The organism is Heyndrickxia sp. NPDC080065 (assembly GCF_050281185.1).
In the GTDB taxonomy this organism is placed as follows: Bacteria; Bacillota; Bacilli; order Bacillales; family Bacillaceae_C; genus Heyndrickxia.
Genome location: NZ_JBNNWS010000008.1, coordinates 25880 through 39670 on the forward strand (window position 1 = coordinate 25880; position 13791 = coordinate 39670).

The following is a 13791-nucleotide window of genomic DNA, read 5'->3' on the forward strand; positions in this document are numbered from 1 at the left end:
CATGTACGAGACAGTAGTATATGAAGTGAAAAATCGTGTAGCTTGGCTTACATTAAATCGACCGGAAAAACTAAATGCATTTAACGAACAAATGAAAATAGAGGTAAAAGAAGCTCTTAAAGAAGCAGCAAAGAATACAGAGGTTCGAAGTATCGTGATTACTGGAGCTGGTCGTGCGTTTTGTGCAGGCCAAGACCTTCAATCAGTAAAGGAAGATACAGACTATGGTGATCTGTTAAGAAAGTATTATAATCCGATGGTACAACAAATGGCGTCAATTGAAAAACCTATAATAGCTGCTATTAACGGAACAGCTGCTGGTGCAGGGCTAAGCTTAGCTCTCGCATGCGACTTTCGTCTAGCCTCTGAGAAGTCTAGCTATATTGAAGCATTTATCCATGTTGGTTTAGTGCCTGACTCAGGTAATATGTATTATCTTCCTAGAATCGTAGGCCATGCTAAAGCGTTGGAACTGGCGATATTAGGTGAGAAAATTTCAGCAAATGAAGCTAAAAATGTTGGTCTTGTAACACAAGTCATATCAGTCGAATCATGGGATGAGGAAGTTACAGCTTTTGCTGAAAAGTTAGCCAGTATGCCTACAAAAACAATTGGATTAATCAAGCGCTATTTAAATCAAAGTTGGGATTCTAATTTACAAGAGGTTTTAGAAAAAGAAGCATATGCACAAAAGATTGCCGGCCAATCCTCCGATCACAAAGAAGGAATTGCCGCCTTTTTAGAAAAAAGAAAACCTCTTTTTAAAGGGAATTAAAATGTTTATAGCGGGTATTTGTGAACAATATCCGCATCTCTCAAAAAAGAATTTACCGAGAGGATGGTTGGATTGATTCAAAATATTGCGGTTATAGGTTCAGGGGTTATGGGCAGGGGGATTGCTTATGTTGCAGCACTGGCTGGGTTTTCGGTCCATTTATATGATATAGATGAAAAATCATTAGTAACAGCTAGAGATGAGATCGGGAATATTTTTCAAAAAGGGATTGCTAGAAAGAAAATAACTCCGCAAGATAGACAAAGTGCTGAAAATAGGCTCGTTTATGTACATGATTTAGGGGAGGCAGTAAATAAAGCTGACCTAGTAATTGAAGCTGTCCCTGAAAAAATAGAAATAAAGAAAAGTATTTTTGAAGCGATTGATCAATTATCTCCAGCACATTGTCTTTTTGCTACAAATACTTCAACGATGAGTCCAACAGAAATTGCATCCTTTACAACACGACCGCAAAAGGTTATTGCTATGCATTTTTTTAATCCTGTACATAAAATGCCATTAGTCGAAATAATTAAGGGCTTAGAAACGGATGATGAAACTGCAGAAATTATTAGGGGAATTGCTGAAAAAATGGGGAAGGAAACCGTTGTTGTTAATGAATTTCCCGGATTTGTAACAAGCAGAATTAGTGCATTAGTTGGGAATGAGGCATTTTATATGCTGCAAGAAGGGATCGGCAAACCAGAGGATATTGATAAAGCAATTAAGCTTGGCTTGAACTATCCTATGGGGCCTTTCGAATTAGCTGACTTAGTGGGTCTTGATACAAGATTGAATAACTTAAATTATTTATATCAAACATTAGGTGAAAAATATCGTCCAGCACCACTTTTGGTTCAATATGTGAAATCTGGTAGACTTGGAAGAAAGACTGGGATTGGTGTTTATGATTACACCTCTGGAGGTGATTCACGATGATTACCGTTGTCATAGTTGATGCAGTCCGTACACCAATAGGAAGATATAAAGGGACATTGAAAAATGTTCGCCCAGATGATCTTGGTGCCGTTGTTATTAAAGCCTTACTGGAAAGAAACCCGAACATTCCAATAAATGAGATTGAAGAGGTTGTATTTGGAAATGCCAATCAAGCTGGAGAAGATAATAGAAATGTTGCGAGGATGTCTACACTTCTTGCTGGACTGCCAGTCGAAACCGCTGCAACAACGATTAATCGTTTGTGTGGGTCTGGTTTAGATGCGGTGAACTATGCAGCTAGAGCGATAGCTGTAGGTGAAGGAGATATTTTTATCGCTGGAGGCACGGAAAGCATGTCAAGAGCCCCTTTTGTCATGGCGAAACCGGAGCAAGAGTTTCCGAGAGGGAATATGGAATTGTTCGATACAACGATTGGCTGGCGTTTTATTAATCCTCGTTTAAAAGAAATGTATGGAACTGATTCGATGCCTGAAACGGCTGAAAACGTGGCCAAAAGATATCAGATTACTAGAGAAGAACAGGATCGATTTGCATGGTTAAGCCAAATGAAAGCAAGCAGAGCAATGGAACAAAATATTTTCGACCGAGAAATTGTACCTGTCCCAATCGTCGATCGAAAAGGAAATGTTACTGAAGTTGTTAATGATGAACATCCGAGGCCCAATACATCCATTGAAGCTTTAGGGAAATTAAAACCATTATTTATGGATGGAACCGTAACAGCAGGAAATTCATCGGGAATTAATGACGGAGCTGCAGCTTTGCTCATGATGAGTGAAAAAAAGGCAAAGGATCTCGGATTAACAACTTTAGTTAAATATAAAGCAACAGCTACTGCAGGACTTGAACCAGCTGTAATGGGTCTCGGTCCGGTTTATGCTACTAGAAAAGTATTAGCACGAACAGGGTTGACTATTAAGGATATCGGTTTAGTTGAAATTAATGAAGCATTTGCTTCGCAATCAATAGAATGCATTAGACAGCTAGAACTTAATCAAGAATTTGTAAATGTTAATGGTGGAGCAATCGCATTTGGTCATCCGCTGGGTGCCAGTGGAGCCAGAATTTTAACAACATTGATTTATGAAATGAAACGAAGGGGTACAGAAGTTGGTTTAGCGACTATGTGTATAGGTGTTGGCCAAGGGATTGCCACGATTGTTGAAAATGTTTAGCAGCTGTTCACCAAACATGAAACATACAAAAAAAGGAAGGTAGTTTTTAGATGAACAGCAGTCTTAATACAAGATCGATGATTTTTACAATATACGGGGATTACATTCGGCATTATGGTAATGAGATTTGGATCGGTAGTTTAATTAAATTATTGAAAGTATTTGGACATAACGAGCAATCTGTCAGAGCAGCTGTATCAAGGATGAGTAAACAAGGCTGGGTTGAATCAAGAAAAGAAGGAAACAAAAGCTACTATTATTTAACACCCCGCGGTGTCGATCGTATGGATGAAGCAGCAACCCGGATTTTTAAATTAAAACAGGAAAAATGGGATGGGAAATGGATAATGCTTACCTACTCTATTCCAGAGGAGAGACGGACTATTCGTGATGAATTAAGAAAGGAGCTAATATGGAGTGGCTTCGGTGCAATTGCGAATAGCTGTTGGATTTCCCCTAATCATTTAACTAAACAAGTAAATACGCTTATAGAAAAATATGAAATCAGTGAAAATGTTCATGTATTTTTGACGGAATATCAAGGCCCGCATGAACATCAAAGGCTTATCCAGGAATGTTGGGATATAGCCGAGATTAACTCCCAGTATAAAAGATTTATAGATGGATATCAGGAAAAATATGAAATAGCAAAAATAAAAATTCAAAGTGGAAAAATGACACCTGCTGATTGTTTTGTCGAAAGAACAAAGCTTGTCCATGAATATAGAAAATTTTTATTTATCGATCCAGGATTACCTGAAGAATTACTTCCAGAAAAATGGCTTGGAAATCAAGCAGCCCTACTATTTTCTGATTATTACAGGGAATTAGCAGAACCGGCAGGAGAATTTTTTGAAACGGTTTTTAGAGAAGGAAATGAATTGAAACGGAAAAATAAAAAATATGATATTTTCCAGCATCCTTTAATATTGGAAGATTAGCGAAAAAAAGAGGGGACAAAATGAATACGCTAGTAGAACTACTTGGAATAGACCTTCCTATCATACAAGGAGGGATGGGAAATATAAGCAATGCTAAACTTTCTTCATCAATCTCTAATGCAGGTGGTCTTGGAACAATCGGAGTAGGTACGTTAACTCCTGATGATGTAGAAAAGATGATTAATGAAATACAAGGACTTACTAATAAACCTTTTGCTGTTAATCTTCCTATAAAAGTAACTCCATTTATCCATGAAATGGTTGAACTGATATTAAAATATAAGGTGCCAATCGTCTCATTATCTGCTGGTAATCCGGCACCTTTCATCTCAAAATTACATGAACATGGTGTGAAGGTAATGGTTGTTATTGGTGCAGTAAACCAAGCGGTGAAAGCAGAACAAGCAGGAGCGGATGTCATTATTGCTGAAGGTTATGAAGCCGCAGGGATTAATTCACCATTTGAAACAACAACCTTAACATTAATCCCTCAAGTTGTAGATGCAGTAAAAGTTCCTGTTATTGCAGCGGGAGGTATTGCAGATGGAAGGGGGCTTTTGGCTGCATTAGCACTTGGTGCCCAAGGGGTTCAAATGGGAACTAGATTTGTGGCTACACAGGAAGCACCTTTTTCAAAAGAATATAAAAACAAAATAATAAATGCAAATGATCATAACACACTTATCATTGGTCGATCTCATGGACAGATAAGGAGAGTGTTAGAAGGAGATTATGCATCGAACCTCTTAAAAAATGAAGGAGAGTATTCTAACCAAGAATTTGCAGAGTCTACCAGTGAAAAACATCATCTACTAGGAGCTATTGAAGGCGACGATAAAAAAGGCTTTATGAATAGCGGCCAAATTGCAGGACTAATCAGTAATGAACCAACCATAAGTGAACTTTTTGAAGAGATTATGCAGGACTGTCGAAAAAAGTTGAAAAACGTAGTAAATCAAATCAATTTATAAGCAGGAACATATAGCTAATTTGAAGAAATTATCACAGTGAATCGACAGTTGTAGAAATTTCGGAACATTTTGAAAATGCGATCTCAAGTACTGTAACGATTCGATTTTTTACAAACACATTTTTAAGGAGGTATCAAATGATAATTAGGTAAACAGAAATTCGTATTTGTTTTTACTTTGTTTGTTATTTTGAAAGAAGATTATGGGGGGAAATGGGATGAAAATAGGTTGGAAAAAAAGTGCTATCGTTTTATTTAGTGCAATTTTATTAACTGCATGTGGCACACAAAATGATAAGAAACCTGCTGGAGGAGAAGCGAATGGCGATTCAAAGCCTTCTGAGAAGACGTATAAGATCGGCGTTACCCAAATCGTTGAACATCCTTCCTTAAATGCAGCTTTTGATGGCTTTAAAAAAGCGATTGAAGAATCCGGCTTAAAAGTGGAATACGATATTCAAAATGCACAAAATGAACCGAGTAATAATTCTACCATTGCCAATAATTTAGTCAATTCAAAAGTGGACCTCATCTTTGCTAATTCAACACCAAGTGCCCAATCAGTTGCAAGTGCCACCAAAGACATACCAATCATTTTTACCTCAGTAACAGACCCAGTTGGTGCTGAACTTGTTTCCTCAATGGATCAGCCCGGAGCGAATGTCACTGGAACAATTGATACTCACCCAGATGCAATTCCAAACACATTAAAATTTATGAAAGAACAACTTAATATTAAAAAAATAGGAATGGTTTTTAACTCGGGAGAACAGAATTCTCGCGCTCAAGTAGATAATGTGAAAAAGCTTGCTAGTGGCTTAGGTTTAGAAATTAAAGAAGCTCCTGTTGCCTCGTCGGCTGATGTGAAACTAGCAACTGAATCACTTGTTGGGAAAGTAGATGGATTATATATTATTTCTGATAATACAGTTGTATCTGCACTCGGATCAGTCGTATCAGTTGCTAATGAAAATAAATTGCCTATGATGGCAGCGGAATTTGATTCGGTGAAAGGGGGGGCACTTGGTGCATTCGGTTTTGAATACTTTGATATCGGCTATGAAGCAGGTCAAATGGCCGTCAAAGTTTTAAAAGGAGAGAAAAAGCCGTCAGAAATGCCTGCTCAATTACCTCAAAATTTAAAATTGGTGATCAATCAGGAGACTGCTAAAACCATTGGAGTTGAGGTCAAGGAGGATTGGAAAGCCGAATATAGTAAGTAATAGGAGATGATTCAATGTTTTCGTTTTCGACCATTTTTAGCTCAGTAGAGCAGGGAATCATCTATGCAATCATGGCACTTGGTGTGTATCTTTCATTCCGAGTGCTTGATTTTCCAGATCTTACAGTGGATGGTAGCTTTGTAACCGGTGGTTCAGTAGCGGCAACAATGATTGTCTTAGGCTACAATCCGATTCTAGCTACTTGTATGGCCATCGTTGCTGGTTTTATTGCAGGATGTATAACTGGGATATTACATACAAAAGGGAAAATTAATCCTCTGTTGTCTGGAATTTTAATGATGATCGCTCTTTACTCCATAAATCTACGGATTATGGGTACGTCCTCTAGTACTTCTGTGGGGAGGCCTAATATTCCTTTATTAAATTCAGAAACGATTTTAACAAAGTTTATTCACTTTTGGCAGCCTTTAGGCATTGATCAATGGCTGAATCATGTTATTGGCTTAATAGGTGTTCAAAATATACCTACAACATGGGGAATTGCGATTTTAATGCTAATTATTACTTTGGTCATCAAATTGATTACCGACCGATTTTTACAAACGGAAGTAGGCCTTGCATTAAGAGCAACTGGGGATAATCAAAGAATGATTCGTAGTTTTTCAGCGAATACGGATTCATTAATCATTTTAGGCTTAGGTATTTCGAATGCGCTGGTAGCCCTGTCAGGGGCATTAATTGCCCAATATGGAAAGTTTGCAGATATTAATTTGGGAATCGGGATGATTATTATTGGTCTTGCCTCGGTTATTATCGGTGAAGCGATTTTTGGCACGAAGACGGTAGTTCGTACCACTTTTGCGGTAATTGTTGGAGCAATTATATATAGAGTGATCCTAGGCTTAGCATTTCAAATCAATATTTTAGATACAGGTGACATGAAATTAATTACTGCTATTATTGTAACCTTAGCATTGATCATACCGAAAATTCTTGAAAAGCGAAGGGAAAAACGAAGAAAAGCCAAAAGATATGCTGATCGGATGTCACAGATGCTCGTGAAAAAGGAGGATGATCATATTGCTCCGCCTCGAACAGATTAACAAGATTTTTAATGAAGCAACACCAGATGAGAAAGTGGCATTAGATCAAATAAATTTAACTTTAGATAAAGGGGATTTTGTTACTGTTATTGGGAGTAATGGTGCTGGTAAATCGACATTAATGAACATGATTTCAGGTGTATTAACACCTGATGTTGGAACCGTCAAAATTGATAACAAGGATGTTACGAGATTACCAGAATTTAAGCGCTCGAAATTTATCGGCAGAGTATTTCAGGATCCGATGGCTGGTACAGCTCCATCAATGTCTATTGAGGAAAATCTAGCAATGGCATTTTCCAGAAATAAATCTCGTTCGCTTAGGAAAGGAGTAGATAAGAATAGGAGGGAGTTTTTTAAAGAATCATTGAAAACTCTCCACCTAAATTTAGAAAATCGCTTAAATGCTAAAGTGGGTTTATTATCCGGAGGAGAACGTCAAGCCCTTTCATTGCTAATGGCCACTTTTACTCAGCCATCCATTTTGCTTTTAGATGAACATACTGCTGCACTTGATCCTTCTCGGGCAAGGTTGATTACAGACCTGACAAAACAATTAGTAGAGAAGGATCATTTAACAACCATTATGGTTACTCATAATATGCAGCAGGCCCTTGACCTGGGGAATCGCCTTATTATGATGGATAAAGGTCAAATCATTCTCGAAGTTAAGGAAGAAGAAAAAAAGAAATTAACGATTGATCAATTAATGAAGGAATTCCAAAAAATCCGTGGTGAAAGCTTGATGAGTGATAAAACACTTCTAGCGTAAATTCTACGAAAAGTGATAGTTCTATTGCTTACACTAATAACTAACGAGACAGCTGATGAGGAAGGTTAACATTAAACCTTCCGCAGCTTTTAGTCAAAGTAGTCGCAGCTAGATGACGAAAGAAGAATGGAGTGATGAAATGAAAGAAGGAATGGAGATCGGGCAAACAGCAATGATAGAATTTGAGGTTACACCTGAGATGTTTGCTGGGTTTGAAGGGAATGTCGTTCATGAGGCATATTCGACGGTTTCAATGGTATACCATATGGAATGGGCATCTAGAAAAATCATCTTTCCTTACTTAGAAGAACATGAAGAGGGGATAGGCGGTGCAGTTAATGTTAAACATATCGCACCTACAACTGCCCACACAAAGGTTCAGGTAAAAGCTACATTAATAGAATTAAAGAATAATATTGTAATTACAAAAACAGAAGCTTGGAATGAAAAAGGACTAATTGGCCAAGGGGAAGTTAAGCAAGTAATTCTTCCAAAGGCAAAAATTAAACAAATGTTAAATGCATCAAAAAAAGAAACTGAATCTGAGATTAACTTCTAGTAAGGGAGACTCTAAAATGGACATATTTAAAGAGATATATGATCATGAACAAGTTGTCATTTGTAACGATCCAAAAACCGGTTTAAAAGCGATTATTGCAATACATAATACAACTTTGGGACCAGCTACTGGGGGCTGCCGAATGTATCCGTACCAAACGTTTGAGCATGCTTTAAATGACGCACTTCGACTGTCTAAAGGAATGACCTATAAATGTGCAGCAGCTGACGTTGATTTCGGTGGCGGGAAAACGGTAATTATAGGGGATCCAGCCAAGGATAAAACACCTGAATTATTTCGGGCATTGGGGCAATATATCGATTCATTAAATGGCCGTTATTATACAGGGACAGATATGGGAACTACTCCAGAGGATTTTGTTCATGCAATGAAAGAAACCAATTGTATTGTTGGAATACCAGAAGAATATGGAGGAAGTGGAGATTCTTCAGTGCCAACAGCCCAAGGAGTCATATACGGAATAAAAGCAACAAATGAAATACTCTATGGAACCAATCAAATTGGGGATAAGACCTATTCGATTCAAGGATTGGGTAAGGTGGGTTATAAAGTAGCTGAAACACTACTTGAAGAAGGAGCATCATTGTATGTTACCGATATTAATTCCGAAGCAATCGACGCCTTTTTACATCGGGCAAAGGAAATTGGTAATACTCACGTAAAAGCTGTCTCAGGAAATGATATATATGGTGTGGATGCTGATGTATTTGTGCCTTGTGCACTTGGAGGTATCATCAATAATGAAACAATTGATGTGTTGAAGGTAAAAGCGGTGGTTGGTTCAGCAAATAATCAGCTTTTAGAAGATCATCATGGTGATATACTCATGAACAAACAAATTCTATATGCTCCAGACTATATCGTAAATGCAGGTGGACTTATTCAGGTATCTGATGAATTATATGGTCCTAATAAAAAGAGAGTGATGGAAAAAACCAAAGCAATCTATAATTCTTTGTTAGAAATATACCGTTATTCCGAAGATGAAAATATATCAACTGTAGAATCTGCTAATCAATTTTGTAAACAGCGAATAGAATCTAGAAAGCATAGGAACAGCTTCTTCTCACACCAAAAACGTCCTAAGTGGGAAGTGAGGCATTAAAAAAGCAATAACTAAAAGGCGGTGGGAATTTTGGATTGGTGGATGATCTACTCAATATTAAGCTGTTTACTTGTTCTTGTTCTTGTCCTTACCTATCAAAAAAGGAAACGAGAAAATAAAAAATTCCCAAAAATACAATTTGTAATATCTTTGATTGTTGGGATAGGAATATTTGTTGTTATCTTGAGCAATCTCTTATAGCAAATGTTAAGATTTCTTTTCGCCTCGAGTGACTAGGCATGGAAGCAGGACAATAATAATCACTAGGAGGGAGTATAGAATGGAACAATTTCAACTGATTCGTTATCTTGATGAAAATGGGAATCTTTTAAATAACGAAGTTTCGGAAGCGCTTTCATATGGATTTATTAAAGAATTATATGAAAGGTTAATCCTAGTTAGGACATTTGACCGTAAAGCGATTAGTCTTCAAAGGCAAGGGAGATTAGGAACTTATGCTCCATTTGAAGGACAGGAAGCTGCACAGGTTGGGAGTGCACTTGCATTAAACGGTGATGACTGGCTTTTTCCAACTTACCGTGACCATGCAGCAAGCATTACGTTTGGACACTCATTAAAAACGATTTTTCTATATTGGAATGGAAGATTAGAGGGCTGTGTACCACCGGAAGGGAAGCGAATTTTTCCACCAGCAGTACCAATTGCGACACAATTGCTCCATGCTACAGGTGCGGCAATCGCAGAAAAAAGAAAAGGCACCGATAATGCAGCGATTGCTTATTTTGGTGATGGGGCAACCTCTGAAGGGGATTTCCATGAAGGATTAAATTTTGCAAGTGTATTTAAAGCTCCGGTCGTGTTTTTTAATCAAAATAATCAATTTGCTATTTCAGTCCCAATTGAAAAACAAATGAATTCAGAAACAATTGCTCAAAAATCAGTTGCTTATGGAATACCGGGTGTTCGTCTAGATGGAAATGATATATTAGCTGTTTATTTTGAAACGAAGAAGGCATTAGACCGTGCAAGACGTGGGGAAGGACCTACCCTAATCGAAGCGGTGACATGGAGATATGGTGCACATACTACAGCAGATGATCCGACAAAATATCGAAATCAAAATATAAGTGATATCAAACGGCAAAATGAGGATCCACTTTTACGTTTGGAAAAATATATGAAAAACGAAGGGATTTGGGATGAAGAGTGGAAAGAGGAAGTATCTCGAGCTGCAGTAATAGAAATTGAGAAAGCAGTAGAAGAAATGGAGGCATTTCCAAAACCAAACATTGATGATTTATTTGATCACGTATTTGCTGAGCCGACCTGGACAATAAAAGATCAAAAAGAGCAATACTATGAATTTTTAGGAGGCGCTAGTAAATGAGTGTAATTGCAGAAAAAACGCAAAAGTTATCCCTAGTGCAAGCAGTGACAGATGGCCTCCGTACCGTGATGAAGGATCAGGAGGAAGTCATTGTGCTAGGTGAGGATGTAGGAAAAAACGGTGGCGTATTTCGAGCAACAGAAGGACTCCAGCAGGAATTTGGTGAGGACAGAGTCATTGACACCCCATTAAGTGAAGCCGGGATTGTTGGTACAGCAATTGGCTTAGCTATTAATGGCTTTGTTCCAGTGGTTGAAATGCAGTTTTTAGGCTTTATATATCCAGCATTCGAACAAATCATGAGTCATGCAACGAGAATAAGAATGAGGACGATGAGTCGATTTCACGTTCCACTTGTCATTCGTGCCCCGTATGGAGCGGGGGTGAAAGCTCCAGAAATACATTCTGATAGTGTTGAAGTTTTATTTACCCACATGCCGGGAATTAAAGTCGTTTGTCCATCTAATCCTTATGATGCAAAGGGACTTTTGATATCGAGTATAGAGGATCCCGATCCGGTTTTATTTCTTGAGCCAATGCGTTCCTATCGAGCTTTTAAGGATGAGGTGCCAACCGACAAATACACGATTGAAATCGGTAAAGCAAATCGTTTAAAAGAAGGAGAAGATGTCACATTAATTGCATGGGGAGCGATGGTTCCTCTAGTAATGAAAGCTGCAGAGAAAATAGAAGAAAAAAATATTCAGTGCGATGTAATTGATCTACGAACCTTATATCCGTTAGACAGAGAAATGATTTCAGAGTCTGTTCAAAAAACTGGAAGAGTCGTTATCGTCCATGAGGCACATGCAACAAGTGGATTAGGCGCTGACATCATTTCTTTAATTCAAGATACATCATTTTTATATTTGAAAGCACCTATCCAACGAGTGACCGGTTTTGATGTCCCAGTTCCATTTTATACGTTAGAAAAGCACTATTTACCAAATGAAGATAGGATCATTGAAGCAATTAATAAGGCTGTGTTTTTCTAAAAAAATAGTCGTTGATACCGCCCAGAAAACCGCGAAAAGAAGTAGATCAAGCTGGAAACCGGAACGAGATCTACCAGAAAACTGTGGAAAGAAGTAGATTAAGATGGAACCCGTAATAAGATCTACCAGAAAACCGTGGAAAGAAGTAGATCAAGCTGGAACCCGCAACAAGATCTACCAGAAAACCGCGGAAAGAAGTAGATTAATATTAAAACTGCAACAAGATCTACCAGAAAACCACGGAAAGAAGTAGATCAAGAGGGAAACGGCAACAAGATCTACCAGAAAACCGTGGAAAGAAGTAGATCAAGAGGGAAACGGTAACTAGATCTACCAGAAAACCGCGGAAAGAAGTAGATCAAGAGGGAAACCACAACAAGATCTACCAGAAAACCGCGAAAAGAAGTAGATCAAGCTGGAAACGGCAACTAGATCTACCAGAAAACCGTGGAAAGAAGTAGATCAAGAGGGAACCAGCAACAAGATCTACCAGAAGACCGCGGAAAGAAGTAGATCAAAAAGGAACCCGCAACAAGATCTACCAGATAAGCGCGAAAAGAAGTAGATCAAGCTGGAACCCGGAACAAGATCTACCAGAAAAGCGCGGAAAGAAGTAGATCTAGAAGGAACCCGCAACAAGATCTGGTAGTAGAGTCTAAGAGGAAAAAGGTTGACACGCCTATTTTTCCATTCTAATTTCTAGAAAGTAGGTGACAAAATTGGTGGAAGTAAAACTTCATGATATTGGTGAAGGAATGACAGAAGGAGAGATTTTAACATACTTGGTTAAGGTAGGTGATCAGGTTCGAAGTGATCAACCTTTAGTAGAAGTTCAAACAGACAAAATGACTGCGGAGCTTCCCTCTCCAGCAGCGGGAACTGTAAAGGAAATTCTTGTTAATGAAGGTACGAATGTGTCTGTAGGTACAACCTTGTTAATTATTGAAACAGAGCAATCAAATCCAATAGAAAAAGTGGTTATCCCAACAGTTAATCGCAACAAAGTAGAACATTCTAAACGAATTACTTTAGCCTCCCCATTTACTAGAAAAATAGCACGTGAGTTAGGAATTGATATTGAAAAAATTAAAGGGACCGGACCAGCAGGAAGGATTATGGATGAAGATGTATATAATTTTATAAATAAGCTTGAGGAACCGGTTGAAATAGTTCGCCACGATAAAACAGAAGCCGTCATCGAAGAAATCCCTTTTAATGGTCGCAGGAAGCAGATTGCTTCTCTCATGAGTAAATCATTATATACGATTCCTCATGTTACACATTTTGAGGAAGTAGATATGACCAATTTATTGGAATGTAAAAAACAATTAAAGAAGGATGGTGTGAATCTTTCGGTTGCCGCATTTTTTATAAAAGCTATACAGTTATCATTAGCTAAATTCCCTATTTATAATTCTGTTTTAGATGAGGAGCAAGGGATAATAAAGTTAAAAAAAGAGTATAACATCGGCGTAGCGGTCGATACAGCAGAAGGGCTAATTGTTCCAGTCATTCGAAATGTAGAATCAAAAACTTTGAAAACCATTCATGAAGAAATGAAAGGTTTGATTGAGAAAGCTCAAAATAATTCATTGACCAAGGAAGATATTTCTAACGGCACCTTTACAATTAGTAATGTCGGTCCATTAGGTGGTATTGGAGCAACCCCAATTATTAATTATCCGCAAACCGCATTGATTGCTTTTCATAAAACGAAAAAGAAACCAGTGGTAATCAATGATGAAATTGTTATTAGGAGTATGATGAATCTATCTATGTCCTTTGATCATCGTGTTGCAGATGGCGCTACAGCTGTTGGGTTTACTAATCAATTCGTACACTTGCTTGAACATCCAACAAGAATGCTATTGGAGTTGAAATAG

Annotated in this window: 13 protein-coding genes; all 13 read left to right on the forward strand. The window is 37.9% G+C overall.

What is annotated here, in order from left to right; translation table 11 throughout:
• Position 1 precedes the first annotated feature (1 nt).
• Positions 2–775, forward strand: a complete 774-nt coding sequence (locus tag ACQKP0_RS10780) for an enoyl-CoA hydratase-related protein (RefSeq protein ID WP_427405849.1) — start codon at positions 2–4, stop codon at positions 773–775.
• Positions 776–847: 72 nt separating this feature from the next.
• The gene (locus ACQKP0_RS10785; protein ID WP_427406085.1) at positions 848–1714 is read left to right on the forward strand and encodes a 3-hydroxyacyl-CoA dehydrogenase; all 867 of its coding nucleotides are present in this window, start codon (positions 848–850) and stop codon (positions 1712–1714) included.
• Positions 1711–2910 (forward strand): acetyl-CoA C-acyltransferase, encoded by a 1200-nt coding sequence (locus ACQKP0_RS10790; RefSeq protein WP_427405850.1) that lies wholly within the window; start codon positions 1711–1713, stop codon positions 2908–2910. The genes ACQKP0_RS10785 and ACQKP0_RS10790 overlap by 4 nt, the downstream gene beginning before the upstream one ends.
• A gap of 50 nt (positions 2911–2960) precedes the next feature.
• Positions 2961–3851, forward strand: coding sequence for a phenylacetic acid degradation operon negative regulatory protein PaaX (gene paaX / locus ACQKP0_RS10795; RefSeq protein WP_427405851.1), 891 nt, complete (start codon positions 2961–2963; stop codon positions 3849–3851).
• Between the two features lie 20 nt (positions 3852–3871).
• The gene (locus ACQKP0_RS10800; RefSeq protein ID WP_427405852.1) at positions 3872–4822 is read left to right on the forward strand and encodes an NAD(P)H-dependent flavin oxidoreductase; all 951 of its coding nucleotides are present in this window, start codon (positions 3872–3874) and stop codon (positions 4820–4822) included.
• Between the two features lie 217 nt (positions 4823–5039).
• Positions 5040–6044 (forward strand): ABC transporter substrate-binding protein, encoded by a 1005-nt coding sequence (locus tag ACQKP0_RS10805; protein ID WP_427405853.1) that lies wholly within the window; start codon positions 5040–5042, stop codon positions 6042–6044.
• Between the two features lie 14 nt (positions 6045–6058).
• Entirely contained in the window at positions 6059–7108 is a 1050-nt protein-coding gene (locus tag ACQKP0_RS10810) for an ABC transporter permease (protein ID WP_427405854.1), read from the forward strand.
• Positions 7086–7880 carry an ABC transporter ATP-binding protein gene (locus ACQKP0_RS10815; RefSeq protein WP_427405855.1) on the forward strand — a complete coding sequence of 265 codons (795 nt, stop codon included), beginning with the start codon at positions 7086–7088 and terminating at the stop codon, positions 7878–7880. Before ACQKP0_RS10810 ends, ACQKP0_RS10815 begins: the two co-directional genes overlap by 23 nt.
• A 139-nt stretch (positions 7881–8019) precedes the next feature.
• The gene (locus tag ACQKP0_RS10820) at positions 8020–8439 is read left to right on the forward strand and encodes a thioesterase family protein (RefSeq protein ID WP_427406086.1); all 420 of its coding nucleotides are present in this window, start codon (positions 8020–8022) and stop codon (positions 8437–8439) included.
• Positions 8440–8455: 16 nt separating this feature from the next.
• Positions 8456–9565, forward strand: coding sequence for a Leu/Phe/Val dehydrogenase (locus ACQKP0_RS10825; RefSeq protein WP_427405856.1), 1110 nt, complete (start codon positions 8456–8458; stop codon positions 9563–9565).
• A gap of 280 nt (positions 9566–9845) precedes the next feature.
• Positions 9846–10913 (forward strand): pyruvate dehydrogenase (acetyl-transferring) E1 component subunit alpha, encoded by a 1068-nt coding sequence (gene pdhA, locus ACQKP0_RS10830; RefSeq protein ID WP_427405857.1) that lies wholly within the window; start codon positions 9846–9848, stop codon positions 10911–10913.
• Positions 10910–11908, forward strand: coding sequence for an alpha-ketoacid dehydrogenase subunit beta (locus ACQKP0_RS10835; RefSeq protein ID WP_427405858.1), 999 nt, complete (start codon positions 10910–10912; stop codon positions 11906–11908). Before pdhA ends, ACQKP0_RS10835 begins: the two co-directional genes overlap by 4 nt.
• A 719-nt stretch (positions 11909–12627) precedes the next feature.
• Positions 12628–13791 carry a dihydrolipoamide acetyltransferase family protein gene (locus tag ACQKP0_RS10840; protein ID WP_427406087.1) on the forward strand — a complete coding sequence of 388 codons (1164 nt, stop codon included), beginning with the start codon at positions 12628–12630 and terminating at the stop codon, positions 13789–13791.

Coding starts and splice junctions, on each gene's coding strand:
- pdhA (WP_427405857.1), top strand. CDS start 9,846: ATGGAACAATTTCAACTGATTCGTTATCTTGATGAAAATGGGAATCTT.
- ACQKP0_RS10790 (WP_427405850.1), top strand. CDS start 1,711: ATGATTACCGTTGTCATAGTTGATGCAGTCCGTACACCAATAGGAAGA.
- ACQKP0_RS10800 (WP_427405852.1), top strand. CDS start 3,872: ATGAATACGCTAGTAGAACTACTTGGAATAGACCTTCCTATCATACAA.
- ACQKP0_RS10825 (WP_427405856.1), top strand. CDS start 8,456: ATGGACATATTTAAAGAGATATATGATCATGAACAAGTTGTCATTTGT.
- ACQKP0_RS10820 (WP_427406086.1), top strand. CDS start 8,020: ATGAAAGAAGGAATGGAGATCGGGCAAACAGCAATGATAGAATTTGAG.
- ACQKP0_RS10810 (WP_427405854.1), top strand. CDS start 6,059: ATGTTTTCGTTTTCGACCATTTTTAGCTCAGTAGAGCAGGGAATCATC.
- ACQKP0_RS10805 (WP_427405853.1), top strand. CDS start 5,040: ATGAAAATAGGTTGGAAAAAAAGTGCTATCGTTTTATTTAGTGCAATT.
- paaX (WP_427405851.1), top strand. CDS start 2,961: ATGAACAGCAGTCTTAATACAAGATCGATGATTTTTACAATATACGGG.
- ACQKP0_RS10835 (WP_427405858.1), top strand. CDS start 10,910: ATGAGTGTAATTGCAGAAAAAACGCAAAAGTTATCCCTAGTGCAAGCA.
- ACQKP0_RS10780 (WP_427405849.1), top strand. CDS start 2: ATGTACGAGACAGTAGTATATGAAGTGAAAAATCGTGTAGCTTGGCTT.